21 protein-coding genes and 1 pseudogene are annotated in these 17,765 nt (G+C 69.2%); 11 read left to right on the top strand and 11 right to left on the bottom strand.

Annotation, left to right across the window (positions count from 1 at the left end):
* Positions 1–7: 7 nt before the first annotated feature.
* Positions 8–1,039 carry an amidohydrolase family protein gene (locus NKG96_RS11570; protein ID WP_254535095.1) on the top strand — a complete coding sequence of 344 codons (1,032 nt, stop codon included), beginning with the start codon at positions 8–10 and terminating at the stop codon, positions 1,037–1,039.
* Positions 1,040–1,048: 9 nt separating this feature from the next.
* Here NKG96_RS11570 and NKG96_RS11565 read toward each other — a convergent pair whose 3' ends face one another.
* The 3 genes from NKG96_RS11565 to NKG96_RS11555 all read right to left on the bottom strand — a co-directional run bounded on the left by NKG96_RS11565 (position 1,049) and on the right by NKG96_RS11555 (position 4,312).
* Positions 1,049–2,038: a biotin--[acetyl-CoA-carboxylase] ligase gene (locus NKG96_RS11565; RefSeq protein ID WP_254535094.1), complete on the bottom strand. Its 990-nt coding sequence runs from the start codon at positions 2,036–2,038 to the stop codon at positions 1,049–1,051.
* Between the two features lie 85 nt (positions 2,039–2,123).
* Complete coding sequence (locus NKG96_RS11560) at positions 2,124–2,435, bottom strand: NifU family protein (RefSeq protein ID WP_254535093.1); 312 nt, start codon at positions 2,433–2,435, stop codon at positions 2,124–2,126.
* A 68-nt stretch (positions 2,436–2,503) separates the two neighbouring features.
* Positions 2,504–4,312 (bottom strand): acetyl-CoA carboxylase biotin carboxylase subunit, encoded by a 1,809-nt coding sequence (locus tag NKG96_RS11555; RefSeq protein WP_254535092.1) that lies wholly within the window; start codon positions 4,310–4,312, stop codon positions 2,504–2,506.
* Between the two features lie 109 nt (positions 4,313–4,421).
* Between NKG96_RS11555 and NKG96_RS11550 the strand changes: the two genes are divergently transcribed.
* Together NKG96_RS11550 and NKG96_RS11545 are read left to right on the top strand one after the other, a co-directional pair.
* Positions 4,422–5,102, top strand: coding sequence for a glycerophosphodiester phosphodiesterase (locus tag NKG96_RS11550; protein ID WP_254535091.1), 681 nt, complete (start codon positions 4,422–4,424; stop codon positions 5,100–5,102).
* Positions 5,103–5,150: 48 nt separating this feature from the next.
* Entirely contained in the window at positions 5,151–5,627 is a 477-nt protein-coding gene (locus NKG96_RS11545) for an MOSC domain-containing protein (protein ID WP_254535090.1), read from the top strand.
* Here NKG96_RS11545 and NKG96_RS11540 read toward each other — a convergent pair.
* A pseudogene (locus tag NKG96_RS11540) lies at positions 5,628–5,858 on the bottom strand (DUF8022 family protein); the annotation flags it as partial. It lies immediately after the preceding gene.
* 103 nt (positions 5,859–5,961) lie between these two features.
* On the bottom strand, positions 5,962–7,506 hold the full coding sequence (locus tag NKG96_RS11535; RefSeq protein WP_368409308.1) for an acyl-CoA carboxylase subunit beta: 1,545 nt from the start codon (positions 7,504–7,506) through the stop codon (positions 5,962–5,964).
* 103 nt (positions 7,507–7,609) lie between these two features.
* On the opposite strand from NKG96_RS11535, the gene NKG96_RS11530 reads away from it, so the two are divergent.
* The 3 genes from NKG96_RS11530 (at position 7,610) to NKG96_RS11520 (ending at position 9,565) form a co-directional block, all read left to right on the top strand.
* Positions 7,610–8,362, top strand: a complete 753-nt coding sequence (locus tag NKG96_RS11530) for a hypothetical protein (RefSeq protein ID WP_254535087.1) — start codon at positions 7,610–7,612, stop codon at positions 8,360–8,362.
* 62 nt (positions 8,363–8,424) lie between these two features.
* Positions 8,425–9,135, top strand: coding sequence for a uracil-DNA glycosylase family protein (locus tag NKG96_RS11525; RefSeq protein WP_254535086.1), 711 nt, complete (start codon positions 8,425–8,427; stop codon positions 9,133–9,135).
* Positions 9,136–9,166: 31 nt separating this feature from the next.
* Complete coding sequence (locus NKG96_RS11520; protein ID WP_254535085.1) at positions 9,167–9,565, top strand: secondary thiamine-phosphate synthase enzyme YjbQ; 399 nt, start codon at positions 9,167–9,169, stop codon at positions 9,563–9,565.
* Positions 9,566–9,571: 6 nt separating this feature from the next.
* Here the strand turns inward: NKG96_RS11520 and NKG96_RS11515 are convergent, their stop codons facing one another.
* From NKG96_RS11515 to NKG96_RS11505, 3 genes are all read right to left on the bottom strand, one after another.
* Positions 9,572–9,739, bottom strand: coding sequence for a hypothetical protein (locus NKG96_RS11515; protein WP_254535084.1), 168 nt, complete (start codon positions 9,737–9,739; stop codon positions 9,572–9,574).
* An 18-nt stretch (positions 9,740–9,757) separates the two neighbouring features.
* Positions 9,758–9,964 (bottom strand): hypothetical protein, encoded by a 207-nt coding sequence (locus NKG96_RS11510; RefSeq protein ID WP_254535083.1) that lies wholly within the window; start codon positions 9,962–9,964, stop codon positions 9,758–9,760.
* 81 nt (positions 9,965–10,045) lie between these two features.
* On the bottom strand, positions 10,046–11,419 hold the full coding sequence (locus NKG96_RS11505; RefSeq protein ID WP_254535082.1) for a sodium-dependent transporter: 1,374 nt from the start codon (positions 11,417–11,419) through the stop codon (positions 10,046–10,048).
* A gap of 120 nt (positions 11,420–11,539) precedes the next feature.
* Between NKG96_RS11505 and NKG96_RS11500 the strand changes: the two genes are divergently transcribed.
* Positions 11,540–12,541 carry a DUF7972 family membrane protein gene (locus NKG96_RS11500; protein ID WP_254535081.1) on the top strand — a complete coding sequence of 334 codons (1,002 nt, stop codon included), beginning with the start codon at positions 11,540–11,542 and terminating at the stop codon, positions 12,539–12,541.
* Between the two features lie 15 nt (positions 12,542–12,556).
* On the opposite strand, the gene NKG96_RS11495 is transcribed toward NKG96_RS11500, so the two are convergent.
* Positions 12,557–13,273 (bottom strand): SDR family oxidoreductase, encoded by a 717-nt coding sequence (locus NKG96_RS11495; protein WP_254535080.1) that lies wholly within the window; start codon positions 13,271–13,273, stop codon positions 12,557–12,559.
* A gap of 41 nt (positions 13,274–13,314) precedes the next feature.
* A complete protein-coding gene (locus NKG96_RS11490) occupies positions 13,315–14,271 on the bottom strand; it encodes an NADPH:quinone reductase (protein ID WP_254535079.1) in 957 nt (318 codons plus the stop codon).
* 84 nt (positions 14,272–14,355) lie between these two features.
* Here NKG96_RS11490 and NKG96_RS11485 point away from each other — a divergent pair, with 84 nt between their 5' ends.
* From NKG96_RS11485 to sucD, 4 genes are all read left to right on the top strand, one after another.
* Entirely contained in the window at positions 14,356–14,568 is a 213-nt protein-coding gene (locus NKG96_RS11485; RefSeq protein ID WP_254535078.1) for a hypothetical protein, read from the top strand.
* Positions 14,569–14,607: 39 nt separating this feature from the next.
* Positions 14,608–14,892, top strand: a complete 285-nt coding sequence (locus NKG96_RS11480; protein WP_254535077.1) for a hypothetical protein — start codon at positions 14,608–14,610, stop codon at positions 14,890–14,892.
* Between the two features lie 93 nt (positions 14,893–14,985).
* Positions 14,986–16,128: an ADP-forming succinate--CoA ligase subunit beta gene (gene sucC, locus NKG96_RS11475; protein WP_254535076.1), complete on the top strand. Its 1,143-nt coding sequence runs from the start codon at positions 14,986–14,988 to the stop codon at positions 16,126–16,128.
* Entirely contained in the window at positions 16,128–16,997 is an 870-nt protein-coding gene (sucD, locus tag NKG96_RS11470) for a succinate--CoA ligase subunit alpha (protein ID WP_254535075.1), read from the top strand. The genes sucC and sucD overlap by 1 nt, the downstream gene beginning before the upstream one ends.
* Positions 16,998–17,056: 59 nt before the next feature.
* Here the strand turns inward: sucD and NKG96_RS11465 are convergent, their stop codons facing one another.
* Positions 17,057–17,692, bottom strand: coding sequence for a DUF4399 domain-containing protein (locus tag NKG96_RS11465; RefSeq protein WP_254535074.1), 636 nt, complete (start codon positions 17,690–17,692; stop codon positions 17,057–17,059).
* Between the last annotated feature and the right edge of the window lie 73 nt (positions 17,693–17,765).

The following is a 17,765-nucleotide window of genomic DNA, read 5'->3' as shown; positions in this document are numbered from 1 at the left end:
CTCGACTATGCCCACGCACGTCGAGGGGACCGTCCTGCGCGGCCCCGACTTCGACCCCGTCGAGGGGCGCGTCGTCGTCGAAGACGGGCGTATCGCCGACGTCGAGGAGACCACGACCGACTCGACCGATATCGTCTGCCCCGCGTTCGTCAACGCCCACACCCACATCGGCGACTCCATCGCCAAAGAGGCCGGCGGCGGCCTCTCGCTCGAAGAACTCGTCGCGCCGCCGGACGGTCTGAAACACCGCCTCCTGCGCGCGGCCGACCCCGACGAACTGATCGAGGGGATGCGACGCTCGCTGTCGTTCATGCAGGCGGGCGGCACCGCCGCGTGCATCGAGTTCCGCGAGGGCGGCGTCGACGGCGTTCGCCACATCGAACGAGCCGCCGACGGACTCGCAATCGACCCGGTCGTCCTCGGTCGGGAGACGGTCGAGGCGATGCACGCGAGCGACGGCTTCGGTGCCAGCGGGGCGAACGACGCCACCTTCGACGCCGAACGCGAGGAGACCCGCGAGGCGGGCAAACTGTTCGGCATCCACGCCGGCGAGGTGGACGACAGCGACATCGGCCCCGCGCTGGACCTCGACCCGGACTTCCTCGTCCACCTCGTCCACGCCGACGCGGACCACCTCGACCGCATCGCGGAGATGGAAATCCCGGCGGCGGTCTGCCCCCGGTCGAACCTCGTCACGGACGTGGGCCTCCCGCCCGTCGAGGACCTCCTCGACCACACGGACGTGGCCCTCGGGACGGACAACGTGATGCTCAACTCGCCGTCGATGTTCCGCGAGATGGAGTTCACGGCGAAACTGTACGACGTCACAGCGAGGGAGGTCCTCGGGATGGCGACCCGCGCGGGCGCGGACGTCGCGGGACTGAACTGCGGCCTGATAGAAGAGGGCCGCGACGCGAAACTCCTCGTCCTCGACGGCGACTCGGACAACCTCGCGGGCGCACAGGACGTCGTCCGCGCCGTCGTCCGACGCGCGGGCGTGAGCGACGTGAAGGATGTCGCCCTCGAATCGGCCGACTGACCCCGGCCACTACTCGACGGGGCGGAGGTGTTCGCAGTCGCCCGCCGTCACCCGCACGTCGCCGTCTGCGGTGCGGACCACGAGCGTCCCGGGCCGTTCGACGTCCCTCGCCTCTCCCACGACCTCTCCGCCGGGCGTCTCCACGCGCACCCGCTGGCCGAGCGTGAGGGCGTGCTCGCGCCACGCGTCGAGAATCGCGTCCGGGTCGCCCCGGAGTCCGTCGAAGGATTCGAGCAGTCGCTGGGTGAACACCCGCCGGTCCACCCGCTCGCCCGTCTCGACGCGAAGGCTGGTCGCGCCCGCCGGGAGGTCATCGCTCCCGGCGTCGGCGTTGACGCCGATGCCGACGACGACCCACCCGACGCGGTCGGCCTCGCCGCGCATCTCCGTGAGGATGCCCGCGAGTTTGTCGTAGTCCGGTCCATCACGTGGGACGACGACGTCGTCGGACTCCGTCCGACTGGCAGTCATCCCGCGTGGGACGACGACGTCGTTCGGCCACTTGATGTGCGCGTCGACGCCCGCCTCGCGGGCCGCTTGCGTGGTGGCGACGGCCGCCGCGAGAGTGTAGAGCGGGGCGTCCGCGAGTGGCAGGTCCGGCCGACAGACGAGACTCAGGTAGACGCCGCCGGGCGGCGACTCCCACTCGCGGTCCAGTCGCCCCCGTCCGCCGGTCTGGCGGTCCGCGACGACGACCACGTCGCTCGCGCCCGCCTCCGCGAGTTCGCGGGCACGGCGGTTCGTCGAGTCCAGCGTCTCGTGGTGCGCTACCTCGAAGGGGGCGTCCAGTCCGAACGACAGCGCGAGCGCTCCCGACTCGGGCACCGTCGTCAGGGAGTACCCCTCGGTCTCGCTCTCGACGCCGAACCCGGCCTCGCGGAGGGCCTCGACGTGCTTCCAGACCGCGTTCCGGGAGATGTCGTGCGAGTCGGCGAGCGTCGGCCCCGAGACGGGGCCGTCGGCGAGTGCCTCCAGTACCCGCAGGCGCGTCTCGTTCATATCGGGGGTACCGGGCGTCCGGGCTTGAGGCTGTCCGTCCGGCGGGGCCGTCGCTCGCGGGGGCGAAGCGAGACGAACGCGGCGCTCAGAAGGGGACGGTGTCGCGGTCGAACCCGGCGGGCGTCTCGCCGAAGGTCGCGCCCGTCTCGGCGTGCACCTCCGTAATCTCGGGAATCTCCTGCACCAGCCTCGTCTTCAGCGCCTGAATCGTCATCGGGGAGATGCCGCATCCCGAGCAGGCGCCGCCGAGGGCGACGGTGACCGACCCCGCCTCGGGGTCGAGGTCGAGGATGGAGTGGCTCCCGCCGTGCATCTCTATCTGCGGGAAGTTGCGCATCAAGAATCGAGAGACTCGCTCGCGGAGTTCCTCCTCCGTCGGGGTGGCGTCGGCGCTCATACCGGAGACGACGTCCGGGGGCGATATAGCGTGCGCGGTCCCGTCGAACGGGACGTGAGTGACCGGAGTCAGTCGATGACGACCAGCACGTCGCCCATGTCGACGCTCTGGCCCTCCTCGATGGCGACTTCGGTGACCGTGCCGCCGTGTTCGGCGACGATGTCGTTCTCCATCTTCATGGCCTCCAGCACGCAGAGGATGTCGCCCGATTCGACCTCGTCGCCCTCGCTGACGCCGACCGAGAGGATGGTCCCCTGCATCTCGGCGGTGACCTGTTCGCCCTCTGCGGAGACCGACGAGCCACCGTCGTCACCGCCGCCCCCGGACCCGCCCGAAGAGGGGCGTCGGCCGCGACTCTGTCCGCCGCCGCCCCCGCCCCCTGCGGGGAGCGTCGGGCCGCCGCGCTCTTCGAGCGAGACCTCGAAGCGCTTGCCGTTGACCTCGACGGTGAACTCGCGTTCGGTGACTTCCTCGTCGTCCTCGTCGTCGTCGGTCGCCTTCGGCCCCCACTTCTCCTGGGCCTCCTCGATGCGCGTGCGGTCGAGTTCGTTGTCGAGGTAGTTCGTCGTGTGCGTGCCCGCGACGAACGCCTCGTCGGTGAGCATCAGGCGGTGGAACGGGATGATCGTCGTGACGCCCTCTATCTCGTACTCGGCGAGCGCCCGCTTCGACCGGGCGATGCAGGTGTCGCGGTCCTCGCCCCAGACGACGAGCTTCGCGATCATCGAGTCGTAGTCCCCGCCGATGGTGTCGCCCTGTCGGAGGGCGTCGTCCATGCGGACGCCGATGCCGCCCGGCGGGTCGTACGTCTTCAGCTTCCCGGTGGCGGGCGCGAAGTCGTCGGCCGCGTTCTCCGCGTTGATGCGGAACTCCATCGCGTGGCCGTCGAGTTCGACCTCGTCCTGCGCGAAGCCCAGTTCCTCGCCGGCGGCGACGCGCAGTTGCCACTTCACGATGTCGATGCCCGTTATCTCTTCGGTGACGGTGTGCTCGACCTGAATGCGGGTGTTCACCTCGAGGAAGAAGAACTCCCCGTCCTCGACGAGGAACTCGACGGTGCCCGCGTTGTAGTAGTCGGCCTCCGCGACGCCCTGTCGGGCGGACTCGCGGATCTCCTCGGCGAGGTCCTCGGCCAGGGCCGGCGAGGGGCCCTCCTCGATGACCTTCTGGTGGCGGCGCTGCAGCGAGCAGTCGCGCTCGCCGAGGTGGCGGACGTTGCCGTGGTGGTCGGCGATGACCTGCACCTCGATGTGGCGTGGGGCTTCGAGGTAGCGCTCCAGATACACGGAGTCGTTGTCGAAGTAGGCCTCACCCTCCCGCTTCGCGGAGGTGAGCTGGTCTTCGGCCTCGTCGGGTTCGTGGACGACCTTCATCCCGCGGCCGCCGCCGCCGCCCTCGGCCTTGATGGCGATGGGGTAGCCGTACTCCTCGCCGAAGGCGTGGACCTCCTCGACCTCCTCGACGGGATCGGTGGTGCCGGGGACGATGGGGACGTCCGCGGCCTGCATGACCTTCCGTGCCTTCGTCTTCTCGCCCATCTGCTCCATCGAGTCGCTGGAGGGGCCGACCCACGTGACGCCCTCGGTCTCTTCGACGAGTGCGGCGAACTCTGCGTTCTCGGCGAGGAAGCCGTAGCCGGGGTGGACGGCGTCCGCGCCGGCTTTCTTCGCGGCGTCCACGATAGCCTCCTGGTCGAGGTACGAGTCGGCCGCTCGCGCGGGACCGACGTTGTACGCCTCGTCGGCGTAGCGGACGTGACCGGCGTTCTTGTCGGCCTCGCTGTAGATGGCGACCGTGTCGACCCCGAGTTCTTCGCAGGCACGCATGACGCGTACCGCGATTTCACCTCGGTTGGCGACGAGTACCTTCTCGAACATGCCCGTGTCTATCAGCACTCGCCCAATAAATCTAGTACCTTCGATTCGGCCCCCGTGTGTCGCTCCCGTGGTCCGAAGCGGCCATGTGGGTGGCGGGCGGAGAGAGAGTATGCGATGTATCGCTCACCGGGGCTGTGCGGCCCGCGCCCCGGAGAACACGGTCCGGGCGGTCGAACTCGCCGCCCCCCACGTCGACATGGTCGAAGTCGACGTCAGACGCTGTGGGTCCGGCGAACTCGTCGTCTTCCACGACGAACGCCTCGGCCGACTCACCGACGGCCGCGGGCGCGTCGCGGACCGGTCGTACGACCACCTCCGGCGACTCTACGTCGAGGGCTCCGACGAGCGAATCCCCCTCCTCCCGGACCTGCTGGCCGCGGTCCCGCCGGACGTGGGCGTCAACGTCGAGTGCAAGCACGCGGGCGTGGCCGCCGACCTCCTCGCCGCCCTCAACGGCGTCCCCAACGAGGTGCTCGTCTCCTCGTTCGACCCCGACGCCCTCCGCGAGGTGGGCGAGGCGAGCGACCTGCCCCTCGCGTATCTCTTTCACCGCGAGGTCAGACGGTTCGGCCGCGACTGGACGCGGGCCATCGAGCGCGCCCGCCGTCTCGGCTGTTCGTACCTCCACCCGGAGTACCGCCTCTGTCTGGAGCGCCCGGAGCGAATCGACCGCGCGCACGACGGGGGCTTCGAGGTGAACACGTGGACGGTCAAACACCCGCGGACCGTCGAGCGACTCCGCGAGGCGGGGGTCGACGGCGTCATCGTGGACGACTGGGCCATCGTCTGACCTGACCGCGACCCTCACCGTTTTCCCCTCCCTCGCCCATCCTCGGCCATGACTGACTCCGGGACCGTAGCGGCCGTCCACGTCGCCCCCGAATCGGGTGCCCCGGTGGTGGAACGGGCCTCGGTCGAGGCCGTCGCGGGCCGCGGCCTGCGCGGCGACCGCTACTTCGAGGACCGAGGGACGTTCTCGCAGTCCGCGAACGACATCCCTCGGGACATCACGCTCATCGAACGCGAGACGCTGGAGCGCGTCGAACGCGACTACGACATCGCGCTCTCGCCGGGCGAGCATCGGCGCAACGTCACCGTCTCGGGCGTCGCCCTCGACCACCTCGTCGGCAGGCGCTTCCGAGTGGGCGAGGTGGTCTGCGAGGGCGTCGAACGCTGCGAGCCGTGTTCGTACCTCGAACGGTCGCTGGAGAAACGCGGAATCCGGGAGGCGATGGTCCACCGCGGCGGCCTCCGGGCGCGAATCGTCGAGTCCGGAACTATCGCTGTCGGCGACGCCGTGGAGACGGACGAGTAGTCAGAAGCGGTCGGCGCGACCCGCGGCGGACCACGCGTCTGTCGGCGCGCCGAGTGGGACACGCTGGCGGGGGCCGTCGAGTCGCGCCCGCCCGGCGAACGCCCAGCGGAGGCCCTCCCACGTCTCCTCCTCGCCCTCGGCGGCGGCCAGTTCCTCGGCGGCGAGGTGGGCGCGTACCGCGGCGGCGATGGCCGCGGCCTCCTCGCTGTCTGCGTCCGCAGGCACGCGGAGTGAGGTCATACCCGGGGGTTGGCGGAGTCGGGACTTGAGTCGTGCGGTAGCGACAGCGCTTCGGCCGCGCTGACCCGGGGGACGGCGCGGGCGGCCTCCCGCCTCAGAGCGGGATGTTCCCGTGCTTGCGCGAGGGCTGGTCGACGCGCTTGCTCCGCAGCATCTTCAGGTCCTTCACGAGGCGGCGGCGCGTCTCGGTCGGTTCGATGACGTCGTCGACGAACCCGCGGTCGGCGGCGGTGTAGGGGTTCGCGAACTCCTCGCGGTACTCGTCGATGAGTTCCTCGCGGCGCTCCTCGGGGTCGTCCGCGCCTTCCAGTTCCTCGCGGTAGAGGATGTTGACCGCACCCTTCGGGCCCATGACGGCGATTTCGGCGGTGGGCCACGCGTAGTTGACGTCCGCGCCGATGTGCTTCGAGGCCATGACGTCGTACGCGCCGCCGTAGGCCTTGCGCGTGATGACGGTCATCAGGGGGACGGTGGCCTCGGAGTAGGCGTACAGCAGCTTCGCCCCGTGTTTGATGATGCCGCCGTGTTCCTGGTCGGTGCCGGGCATGAACCCGGGGACGTCCACGAACGTGAGGATGGGGACGTTGAAGGCGTCACAGAAGCGCACGAAGCGCGCGCCCTTCAGCGAGGCGTCGATGTCGAGGGTGCCCGCGTTCGCGCGTGGCTGGTTGGCGACGACGCCGACCGAGTGGCCGTCGAGGCGGGCGAACCCCACGACGAGGTTCCGGGCGTACCGGTCTTGCACCTCGAAGAACGACTCCGTGTCCACGACGCCCTCGATGACGTTCGTGATGTCGTAGGGCTTCTGTGGCTGGTCGGGGACGACGGATTCGAGTTCCTCGTCGGCGCGCTCGGGGTCGTCCCACGGCTCGACGCGCGGGGGGTCCTCGACGTTGTTCTGGGGCAGGTACGACAGCAGGCGGCGGACGTGGTCCAGCGCCTCCTCCTCGCCGGGTTCGGCGAAGTGGGCGACGCCCGACTCGGTGGCGTGGGTGGTCGCGCCGCCGAGTTCGTCGAAGCCCACCTCCTCGCCCGTGACCGTCTTGATGACGTCCGGCCCGGTGATGAACATGTGGCTCGTGTCCTGCACCATGAAGACGAAGTCCGTGATGGCGGGAGAGTAGACCGCGCCGCCCGCACACGGCCCCATGATGGCCGAAATCTGCGGGACGACGCCCGAGGCCATCTGGTTGCGGTGGAACACGTCGGCGTAGCCCGCGAGGGCGTCGATGCCCTCCTGGATGCGCGCGCCCGCCGAGTCGTTCAGGCCGACGATGGGCGCACCGACCTCCATCGCGCGGTCCATCACCTTACAGACCTTCTGGGCGAACACCTCGCCGAGCGACCCGCCGAAGACGGTGAAGTCGTGGGCGAAGACGAACACCGTCCGACCTTCCACCTCGCCGTAGCCGGTGACGACGCCGTCGCCCTCGACCTGTTTCTCCTCCATCTCGAACTTGTGCGTCCGGTGGGTTCTGAGCTGGTCGAACTCCTCGAACGTGCCGTCGTCGAGGAAGTAGTCGATGCGCTCGCGGGCGGTCATCTTCCCGCGGTCGTGCTGTGCCTCGATGCGGTCCTCGCCGCCGCCGAGCGCCGCCCGCTCCTTGCGTTCGCGCAACTCCTCGATCCGCTCCTGCATCGTCATTGGTTGGCGTGGGTTTCTCACACCCTCTGCAAAAGGATACCGGGAACGGACGGAGGTAGGCCGAAGCCCTATCCGGCAGTCGCGAGTACCGCGACCCATGGCACGAGAGCACGACCTGCCGCCACTCGTCGACTTCGGTGACGCCATCGACAACATCGAACGCGAGGTAGACACCGACGACCGTGGGGGAGACGACCCGGACGTGGGCGTGGACGTGTCCGAGCACGTCGCTCGGCTCCGGGAACAACTCGACCGCCTCAAGGAGCGAGGCGACCAGCAGAGCCGCGAGGGCGTCCTCGACGACATCGACAACACGGTGCTCTCGCTCCGGGAGGCCCTCGAGGAGGGGAGCACCGCCGACCAGTACGCGCAGGGTATCCAGAACCGCATCCAGCAGTACCGCACCAACCGCGAGGCCGGCAGCGAGACGCTGACCCTCTCGCGGGTCCGCCTCGAACACAACGGCGTGGCCATCGACGTGGCCGACAAGCAGGGGGAGACGGCGGTCCTCAGGGGAACGCTCGTCAACGGCGGGGACGACTCCGACGCCCTCGTCGTCCTCTCGTTCTACGACGAGGGCGGTGCGGTCTGCCGGACCGTCGAGCACTACCAGCGCGCCCTCGCGGCAGACGAACAGCGTGACGTCGAGTGTACGGTGTACGTCCCGCCGACGGCGGCCCACTACGCGGTCCGGGCGATGGACACCGCGGACGGCCGCGCGCTCTCCGGGGCCGAACCCGTCCCGGACGAACTCGCCCGCGAACGGGCCGAGGACGACGACGAGGGGCCCGACGACGGCCGGCCCGCCTCCGAGCGGAGCGCCGAGGAGATAACCGACGACCAGAACTGAGTGGTCGTCGGGCCGCCCCGCCGAACCACACCGGCTTTCTATCCCGCACGCCACACACCGGCGTGGAGAACGTCACCGACCGCACGAGCAACCCGTTCGGGATGCGCCCCTCCTGCGAGGCGTTCGTCCCCGGCTACGGCGACGCCAACGCCGAGTTCCACGTCGTCGGCGACCACCCCGGCGTCCACGGCGGGGCCGCGACGGGGACCAGCCCCGACGGGGGGAGCGCCACCGTGGCGACTGCTCGTTCCGACGACGACTCGGCCCCCGAGTCCGCCCTGCGCGTGCCGTTCACGAACGAGGCGGGTCTACGTCTCCAGCGAGCGCTCGTCGAGGGGGGACTGCTCGCCTCGGCCGGGCCGCGCCCCGAGGTGAACCGGACGTTCCTCTCGTACCTGCACATGTGCGTCCCAGACGACGGGGAGACGCCCGAGGAACGCGACTACGTGGAGATGGAACGCTTCTTCGACGCCGAACTCCGGGCCATCGCGGCCCACGTCCTCCTCCCCGTGGGCGAACGGGCGACGCGCCACGTCCTCGCGAACTACACCGCCGACGATGCGACCGGTCCCCTCGACATGACCGCTCTGCACGGCACCGAGATTCTCGGGAGCGGCTTCCTCGTCTACCCCATCCGCGACCCGGGCGAGTGGGAGGAGGGCGACCACGACCGACTGGTCGGGGCGCTCCACGACCTCCAGTCGACGGACTTCCACCGCGAGGTCGACCTCGGGCGGTTCCTCCCCGGCGACGACGACTGGCGCGTCCGATAGGGGCTTGTCCCCCGAGTCGCTACCGTCCGACATGACCGCCGAGTTCACCGTCTCCACCGACCGTCGGGTGCGGGTCGTGGACGTGACCGACCGCGTCGCCGCCACCCTCCCGGACGGGTACGACGGCCTCGCCACCGTCTTCGTCCGCCACACCACCGCCGGAATCACGCTCAACGAGGCCGAATCGCGGTTGGTCGGTGATATCGAGCGGTTCGTCTCCGGGCTCGCGCCCGAGGGCGAGTGGGACCACGACGAACTGGACTCGAACGCGGACGCCCACCTGCGCTCGATGCTCCTCGGGCGCGACGTGACGGTACCCGTCAGCGACGGCCGCCCGGACCTCGGGACGTGGCAGTCGGTCCTCCTCGTTGAGTGCGACGGTCCGCGCGAGCGCCGGGTGTCGGTCCACCCGCACGCGTCCCGCGAGTGACGCGGCTCAGAGCGCGCCCGCGAGGAGGTAGATGGCCCCCGTGAGGACGGCGGCGGCGACGACGGAGAAGACGGTGATTCGGAGGGCGTAGCGCGTGTCGGCCTCCCGGTCGGCGGGGGCGTCGACGGTGCCCGACTCGCCGCCGGACTCGCTGAAATCGTAGTGCCCGAGCAACGCGAACCGGACGCAGAACTATGTGCGCGCCTGCACGAAGAACTCACAGCCGAGGGCGAGGGGAGCGAACGCCCCGAGGAGAAGTTCGGTGGGGACCGACGTCAGGAGGACGCTGGCGGCGTAAACGACCGCGACGAGGAAGCTGGCCAGCGCGTAGTGGTACCGCTTGCGCTGTTCCGCCCGGCCGATGTTGCAGTAGCCGGGCCGGTAGGCGGAGGCGCTCATCGGCCCTCGTAGGGACTCGTCGTGTAAAGCGGGTACGCTCGGCGCAATCGAGGAACCGCGGCCCGCGACAGCAGCGGACCGTCAGCGGAGCGGTCCGGGGACGATGTAGTACCCGGAGTTCGGCGTGAGAAAGAGGTCGTTCAGGTTCAGGGCGACGACGACGACGATGCCGAGGAGCACCACCGTCCGGAGCGCCCACAACCAGACGACGGGGAGCGACCCGACGCCGCCGGTGCCCTGTCGAATCTCGTCGACGGCCTCCTGTCCCATGACCCAGCCGACGAACAGGACGACCAGCAGGACGGCGAACGGGAGGAACAACGTGACGGCAATGCCGTCGAACCAGTCGAGCCACCCGAGGCTGAGCGCCGAGGGGATGCCCAGCACGAAGATGACGCTCCCCAGCCCGAGTGCGGTCGGGGCGCGCGGCAGTTCGTAGTTGTCCACGAGGTAGGAGACGACGGCCTCCAGCAGGCTAATCGAGGAGGAGAGCGCCGCGATGAGGACGGTGCCGAAGAAGACGACGCCCACCACCTGCCCGAGCGGACCGGGGAGGTCCGCGAGCGCCGTCGGGAGCGCGATGAACACCGCGCCCGCGCCGCCGCCCGCGGGGAACGACTCCGTGCCGGGGACGATGCCGCCGACGAACAGGAGGGGAAGGACGACGAGTCCCGCGAGGACGCCGACGAACGCGTTCGAGACGGCGATGGTGAGGCCGTCCGCCCCGAGGTTGTCGTCGGCCCCGAGGTAGGAGGCGTACGTTATCATGACGCTGAACCCGACGGACAGCGAGAACAGCGCCTGTCCGGTCGCCGCGGGGATGACGGTGCCCGCGTTCGCGACGATTGCCCCGAAGTCCGGCGTGAGGAAGAAGTCGTAACCGCCGGCCGCCCCGGGGAGCGTGACGGTGTAGACGGCGAGACCGACGAGGAGGACGACGATGCTCGGTACCATCAGGCGCGTCGCGAGTTCGATACCGCGCTCGATGCCGAAGGCGACGATGACGATCGTCAGGAGCATGAACAGGGCGTGGAGCGCGACGGCTCCCGTCCCCGAGGCGACGGTGCCAAAGTACTCGCCGGGGGCGGCGAAGGCCGCGCCCGTCCCCGTCGCGTAGATGAATCGGATGACCCAGCCGCCGACGACGCTGTAGTACGAGAGCGTCCAGAAACTGCCGACGACGCCCAGCGCGCCGATGAACGCCCACTGCGGTCGGTTCAACTTGCTGAACGCCTCGATGGCGTTGATGTTCGCCCGGCGGCCGATGACGAACTCGGCGAGCAGTGCCGGGATGCCGATGAGGAGCACCGCGACCAGATAGACGACGAGGAACGCCGCCCCGCCGTTCTCCGCCGTCTGGAAGGGGAACCGCCAGATGTTGCCGAGTCCGACGGCGCTCCCGATGGCGGCGAGGATGAACCCCGCGCGCGTCGCCCACGTCTCTCGTTCTGCCATGTCACCCGCCAACGAGGGGGTCGTTGAAAAATGTGTACGAACCGTGTCGGCGGCGAACCGACGGATAGGCACGCCGGGGCAGGGTCCGCCTTTTTACCCTTCGACCGAGTCGGTCCGGCAATGGACACGAGCGACTTCGAGGGGACCGGTGCCTCGTCGACGGTCGGCCGCGACACCGGCGGTCCCATCGACAGTGCCCGGCAGTGGCTCCTGCTCGACGGCAACCGCCTCCTCATCGGTCTCGCACTGTCGGCGCTCGTGGGGGGTATCGTCTACGCACTCGTCGTGACGGGGTACGTCGGCGTCGGGAGCGGTTCGAACCTCCCGACGCTGACGGGGAGCGGTCTCACCTCGGGGCTCCTGACGGTCCTCACGGTGACGCTCTCCATCAACCAGCTCATCCTCTCGCGGGTGTTCGGCTCGACGGACAAGCTCTCGGACCGGCTGTCGGGCACCATCGACTTCCGGGACGAGGTGGAGCGACTGGCCGACGTGCCCGCCAGTCCCAGCAACCCGGCGGAGTTCCTCGCGCTCATCGGCGAGACCATCCGCGACCGAACCGAGCGGGTCCGGGAGGCGACCGACGGCGCGAACGAGGACCTCTCGGAGTCGCTCGACGTCATCGCCGAGTACGCCGATGGGCTGAGCGACATGCGCGAGAAGAACGACGACACCACGGAGGTGCTCTCGACGCTCCTCGGGCCGGGCTACGCGGACAACCTCGTCACGACCCAGCGGCTGCGAAACGAGTACGCCGAGGACCTCCCGGAGGCGGCCGCCGACCACCTGCAGGCCGTCCACGAACTCCTGAAGGCCGTCGCGGTCACCCGGCAGTTCTTCAAGACGCTCGCCATCCAGCAGGACCTCGCGAAGCTCTCGCGGATGATCGTCTACTTCGGCCTCCTCGCGTTCGTCACGCTCGTCTTCCTGACGCTCACCTACACCAAGTCCGCGGTGAACGTCGGCCCCGCGCTCCGACCGTGGGTCACGTCGGTCGGGCTGGGCGTCGTCTCCATCCCAATCACGGTGCTCGTCTCCTACATGCTCCGCGTGGCGACGGTGTCGCTCTACAGCGTCAGCGTGGGACCGTTCGTTCCGCCCGAGGAGCGCTCCGTGGACTGAGTCGGGTCCCCGGAGTCAGGCCTCGCCGTACACCGGCACCGCCGCACCGCTCGTGGGCGTCGCGCCGTCCGAACTGAGGAACAGGACGACCCGCGCGATGTCCGCCGGGTCGACCCACTTCTCGTGGTCGGCGTCGGGCATCATCTCCCGGTTGGCCGGCGTGTCGATGACGCTCGGCATGACAGCGTTGGCCCGGACCACGCCCCTGTTCTCCTCGGCGATGGTCTCGGTCAACAGGCGGACGCCGGCCTTCGACGCCCGGTAGGGGCCGTCGCCCTCGCCGCCCTCCAGCGAGGAGCGAGCGGAGACGCTGACGATTGTCCCGCCCGTCTCCTGTACGTGGGGGAGGGCGTGTTTCGACGCGAGAAACATCGTCTTCAGGTTCACGTCGAAGAGGAACTCGAACGTCTCGACGTCAGTCTCCTCGACCGGGTCGCCGCCGCGCCACGACCCCGCGACGTTACAGAGGTGGTCGATCCGCCCGTGGTCGTCGGCGATCGCCTCGACGGTGTCCCGGACGCTGTCCTCGTCGGTGAAGTCGCCCTGATAGAACTGTATCCCCTCGCGCCCCGCGTCAAGGGGCGCGTCCTCGTCGTCGGGGTCGACCACGTCCGTCGCGGCCACCGTCGCGCCCACGTCGGCGAACGCCTCGCAGATGGCGCTCCCGAGGGCACCGCTCGCGCCGGTCACCACGACAACCCGCCCGTCGAAGTCGAAGTCCACCTCGCTCATGTCACCGAGGTGGGACGCCGGCGGGATAACCCTAGGTGTCCCTACTGCTCGACTTCGAGGACGAGTTTCCCGAGGAAACTGTCCTCCAGCACCGCCCGCTGTGCCTCGGCGGCGTCTTCGAGGGGGTAGGTCCGCGCGATCTCCGGGACGACCTGTCCCGTCTCGGCGAGGTACGCGAGACGGTCGCAGACCGCGCCGATGTCGGGCGTGTTGTACATCGTCATCAACTGGAAGCGGAGGTCCTTCCCCTTGCCGCTCATCGGAACGGGCGCCTCGTCGGCGGTGTTGCCGATGCCGACGATGCGCGCGCCCGTCGCCGCCACGCGCGCGTCCATCGGGAAGTACTCGTTCATGATGGTCTCCAGCACCACGTCGGGTGCACCCGCCTCGCCGATGGCGTCCTCCAGGTCGTCGCGGTGGTAGTCGAGGGTCACGTCCGCGCCCAGGTCGCGCAGATGCCCGTGGTACTTCTCGCTCGCCGTCGTGACGACGCGCGCGCCCATCGCGTCGGCCAACTGGACGGCGACGTGGCCGACACCTCCGCTGCCCGACTGGACGAGACACGTCTCGCCGGGTTCGAGGCCCGCGTGGTGGACGAACGCCTGCCACGCCGTGACGCCGACGAGTGCCAGCGCGGCCCCCTCCGTGAACGACACCTCCTCGGGGAGTTCGGCGAGGCGGTCCGTCCGGGCGACGACTTCCTCGGCGTAGGTGCCGGGGTCGGTCCGCCCGAGGCCCGTCCCGAACACGCGGTCGCCCGTCGAGAACTCCTCGACGCCCTCGCCGACGGCGCTCACGACGCCCGCGAGGTCCGACCCGCCCTGCCACGGGAGGTCGGGGACGGGGTACTCGCCCTCGCGGAAGTAGGTGTCGACGGGGTTGACGCCCGCCGCGCGGATCGAGACGCGGACCTCCCCGCGTCCCGGGTCGGGCGCCTCGACGTCGTCGACCTGCAGTACCTCGGGACCGCCGTGTTCGTGATAGCGGACTGCTCGCATACTCGGGCGTCGGCGGGCGGGCGCAAAAAGGTGCCAGTCACGGCGACGGGTGGAGTTTTCACCGGCGGCGACGACCCCGTCGATATGGACGTGGACCCCCGCTGTCCGGACTGCGGCGTGACGATGGAGGAGATGAAGCTTCGAACCGACGACGGGTTCAAGACGAAACTCGTCTCCGACGAGGCCCGGGGTGGACTGCTCGGAAGCCTCGGGATGAAGGAGAAGTACGACGTCGAGGCGTGGGTCTGCCCCGAGTGCTCGTTGACGCGGCTGTACGCCGACGTGGACGAGTCGTAGTCGCAGGGGATTCAAGTCCCCGCTGGGCGAGCGTGGCGTATGGGACTGAAACGATGGGGGATGCTGCTGTTCGGCGTCGGAGTGCTCGCGGCGTCCGTGCTGTTCGCCCTCACGGACCCGCTCACGTCGGGAGCGTTCCCCGACTGCGCCGGGGCGCACACGCCGACGTTCACGGGAGTCGGCCCGGAGGGCATCCAGTTCACCAACGGCTGTAACGTCATCAGCTACGCACATCCCGCCATGTGGGGGGCCCTCCTCGTCGCGGTGGGTGTCATCGTGGGGAGTGTCGGCGTCGTCCGCGAGTTCCGCGAGTCACCGGCTTGAACGGAATCTAACGAGTTCACCCTCCACACGCGACAGGTTCTCACGTGACCGAACCGGCGGGATTTATGCGCGCGCCGCTCCGCCGTTCGCCCGATGAAGCTTCACGAGTACCAGGCGAAGCGGGTGTTCGCCGAGGCGGGCCTCCCGGTCCCCGAGTCGGAACTCGCCGAGAGCGTCGAGGAGGTCGTCGAGGCCGCCGAGCGCATCGGCTACCCCGTCGCCGTCAAGGCGCAGGTACAGGTCGGCGGGCGCGGGAAGGCCGGCGGTATCAAACTCGCGGACGACGAGGAGGAGGTCCGCGAGGCCGCCGACGCCATCCTCGGGATGGACCTGAAGGGCCTGCACGTCGACAGCGTCCTCGTCGAGGAGGCCGTCGACTTCACGAACGAACTCTACGTCGGCGTGACGATGGACCGCGGCGAGGGCAAACCCGTGGCCATGGTCTCGACGAAAGGTGGCGTGGACATCGAGGAGGTCGCCGCCGAGGACCCCGACGCCATCGCCCGCGAGCACATCGACCCCGCGTTCGGGATGCACCCCTATCAGGCACGGAAGGCGGTCTTCGACGCCGGCGTCGAGCGCGACATCGCGATGGACGTGGCGAACGTCCTCACGACGCTGTACGACCTCTGGGCGTCGAAGGACGCCACGGACATCGAGGTCAACCCCGTGATGGTCACGAGCGACCGCGAGGTCGTCTGTGCGGACGCCGTGATGAACATCGACGACGACGCCCTCTTCCGGCACTCGGACCTCGCGGAGATGGAAGACGAGGCCGCCGAGGACGACCTGGAGGCGAAGGCCAACGAGTACGGCTTCGACTACGTCCGCCTCTCGGGCAACGTCGGCATCATCGGCAACGGCGCGGGTCTCGTCATGACGACGCTCGACCTCGTGGACTACTACGGCGGGAAGCCCGCCAACTTCCTCGACATCGGCGGCGGCGCGAAGGCCGAACGCGTCGCGAACGCACTCGACATGGTGTTCGCCGACGAGAACGTCGATTCAGTGGTGTTCAACATCTTCGGCGGCATCACCCGCGGCGACGAGGTGGCCAAGGGCATCAACGAGGCGCTCGACGGCTTCGACGAGATTCCCAAGCCGGTCGTCGTCCGCCTCGCGGGGACGAACGCCGAGGAGGGCATGGAGATTCTGAACACGGAGCGCATCGAGGTCGAGAAGACCCTCGAGGAGGCCGTCCAGCGTGCGGTCGAACTCGCGGGAGGTGAGAACTAATGAGCATTCTAGTTGACGACGAGACGCGCGTGGTCGTACAGGGTATCACCGGCGGCGAGGGCAAGTTCCACACCGGGCAGATGGTCGACTACGGCACGAACGTCGTGGCCGGCGCGGTGCCCGGTAAGGGCGGGCAGGAGGTCGACGGCATCCCCGTCTACGACACCGTCGACGAGGCCGTCCACGAGGAGGACGCAGACGCCTCCGTCGTGTTCGTCCCGCCTGCGTTCGCGGCGGACGCGATGTTCGAGGCCCTCGACACGAACCTCGACCTCGTCGTCGCCATCACCGAGGGCGTCCCCCAGCAGGACATGGCGAAGGTGTACAAGCGCCTCTCGGAGACCGACACGCATCTCGTCGGCCCGAACTGCCCCGGTCTCATCACGCCCGGCGAGGCGAAACTCGGCATCCTGCCCGGGAACATCTTCTCGGACGGCAACGTCGGTCTCGTCTCCCGGTCGGGGACCCTCACCTACCAGGTCGTCGACAACCTGACCCAGCGCGGTATCGGGCAGACCACCGCCGTCGGCATCGGCGGCGACCCCATCATCGGGACGGACTTCGTCGACGCCCTCGAACTGTTCGAGAACGACGAGGAGACCGAGGTGGTCGTCATGTGCGGCGAAATCGGCGGCGAGGACGAGGAGGAGGCCGCCGCCTACATCGCCGAGTACATGGACACGCCCGTCGCGGGCTTCATCGCGGGCCGCACCGCACCCCCCGGAAAGCGCATGGGCCACGCGGGCGCCATCGTCAGCGGGTCCGGCACGGGCACTGCGGAGTCGAAGATCGAGGCGCTCAACGACGCGGGCGTCCCCGTGGGTGACACCCCCGAGGAGGTCGCCGACAACGTCGAAGACCTGCTGTAACGGCGTCAGAAGAGGCGATTTTTCAGTCGGACAGTTCGATAGTCCCGGAGCGACGCGACTCAGTTCGATCCGTTGGCGGAACCGTTGCCCGAGACGGTACCGGTGGTGTTCCCCGTCCCGTTGCTCTGCCCCTCCTCGACGGTGATGGTGATCCCGTCGGTGACGTCGTAGGCCTCGTGTGCGCCGTTTCCGGGCTGGAGGACCAGCGTGTGTTCGCCGGGTTCGAGTTCCAGACTGGCCGTCGTCGACCCGTCGCCGAAGTGGATGTGCTGTTCGTCGTTCGGGATGACCTCGCCCTGTGGGACGGCCTCGGCGTCGACCATGACGTGGAAGTGCCCGGCGTTCTCGTTCACCTCGCCGGCGGGTTCGACGGTGAACCCCTCGGCCTGCATCTCGACCTGCACGGGACTCGTGACCGTCGCGCCGTCCTCCGGTTCGACGAACGCGACCGAGGCGTTCTCGGGGAGACTCACCCCGCCGTCGGCGGTACCAGTTCCGTTCCCGGTGCCGTTGCCCGACTCGTTTCCGGTACCGTTGCCCGCGGTGGTCTCGTTTCCGTCCGTCGTTCCGCCGTCACCGGTCGTGTTGTTCTCTCCACCTTCGGAGCCGTCCGAGGAGTCGGAACACCCTGCGAGGGCGGCGGCCGCGGCTGTTCCGACGATACCGGTGAACTTCCGTCGCGTGAGTCGTCCCATCGTTTGATTCGACTCTCGGCCATCGGATAAAAGCCCTGAAGGAGAACAGTCTCACGAGAGCCCGTCGCCCCAC

It is taken from the genome of Halomarina litorea, from assembly GCF_024227715.1.
GTDB classification, from domain to species: Archaea; Halobacteriota; Halobacteria; order Halobacteriales; family Haloarculaceae; genus Halomarina; species Halomarina litorea.
The sequence above is the reverse complement of the archived record's forward strand: the minus strand, read 5'-3'. Positions and strand labels throughout refer to the sequence as shown.

Bases quoted from the DNA above. Each gene is read 5' to 3' on its own strand.
- NKG96_RS11570 (WP_254535095.1), top strand. From the start codon at position 8: ATGCCCACGCACGTCGAGGGGACCGTCCTGCGCGGCCCCGACTTCGAC.
- NKG96_RS11565 (WP_254535094.1), bottom strand. From the start codon at position 2,038: ATGAACGAGACGCGCCTGCGGGTACTGGAGGCACTCGCCGACGGCCCC.
- NKG96_RS11560 (WP_254535093.1), bottom strand. From the start codon at position 2,435: ATGAGCGCCGACGCCACCCCGACGGAGGAGGAACTCCGCGAGCGAGTC.
- NKG96_RS11555 (WP_254535092.1), bottom strand. From the start codon at position 4,312: ATGTTCGAGAAGGTACTCGTCGCCAACCGAGGTGAAATCGCGGTACGC.
- NKG96_RS11550 (WP_254535091.1), top strand. From the start codon at position 4,422: ATGCGATGTATCGCTCACCGGGGCTGTGCGGCCCGCGCCCCGGAGAAC.
- NKG96_RS11545 (WP_254535090.1), top strand. From the start codon at position 5,151: ATGACTGACTCCGGGACCGTAGCGGCCGTCCACGTCGCCCCCGAATCG.
- NKG96_RS11535 (WP_368409308.1), bottom strand. From the start codon at position 7,506: ATGCAGGAGCGGATCGAGGAGTTGCGCGAACGCAAGGAGCGGGCGGCG.
- NKG96_RS11530 (WP_254535087.1), top strand. From the start codon at position 7,610: ATGGCACGAGAGCACGACCTGCCGCCACTCGTCGACTTCGGTGACGCC.
- NKG96_RS11520 (WP_254535085.1), top strand. From the start codon at position 9,167: ATGACCGCCGAGTTCACCGTCTCCACCGACCGTCGGGTGCGGGTCGTG.
- NKG96_RS11510 (WP_254535083.1), bottom strand. From the start codon at position 9,964: ATGAGCGCCTCCGCCTACCGGCCCGGCTACTGCAACATCGGCCGGGCG.
- NKG96_RS11505 (WP_254535082.1), bottom strand. From the start codon at position 11,419: ATGGCAGAACGAGAGACGTGGGCGACGCGCGCGGGGTTCATCCTCGCC.
- NKG96_RS11500 (WP_254535081.1), top strand. From the start codon at position 11,540: ATGGACACGAGCGACTTCGAGGGGACCGGTGCCTCGTCGACGGTCGGC.
- NKG96_RS11495 (WP_254535080.1), bottom strand. From the start codon at position 13,273: ATGAGCGAGGTGGACTTCGACTTCGACGGGCGGGTTGTCGTGGTGACC.
- NKG96_RS11490 (WP_254535079.1), bottom strand. From the start codon at position 14,271: ATGCGAGCAGTCCGCTATCACGAACACGGCGGTCCCGAGGTACTGCAG.
- NKG96_RS11485 (WP_254535078.1), top strand. From the start codon at position 14,356: ATGGACGTGGACCCCCGCTGTCCGGACTGCGGCGTGACGATGGAGGAG.
- NKG96_RS11480 (WP_254535077.1), top strand. From the start codon at position 14,608: ATGGGACTGAAACGATGGGGGATGCTGCTGTTCGGCGTCGGAGTGCTC.
- sucC (WP_254535076.1), top strand. From the start codon at position 14,986: ATGAAGCTTCACGAGTACCAGGCGAAGCGGGTGTTCGCCGAGGCGGGC.
- sucD (WP_254535075.1), top strand. From the start codon at position 16,128: ATGAGCATTCTAGTTGACGACGAGACGCGCGTGGTCGTACAGGGTATC.
- NKG96_RS11465 (WP_254535074.1), bottom strand. From the start codon at position 17,692: ATGGGACGACTCACGCGACGGAAGTTCACCGGTATCGTCGGAACAGCC.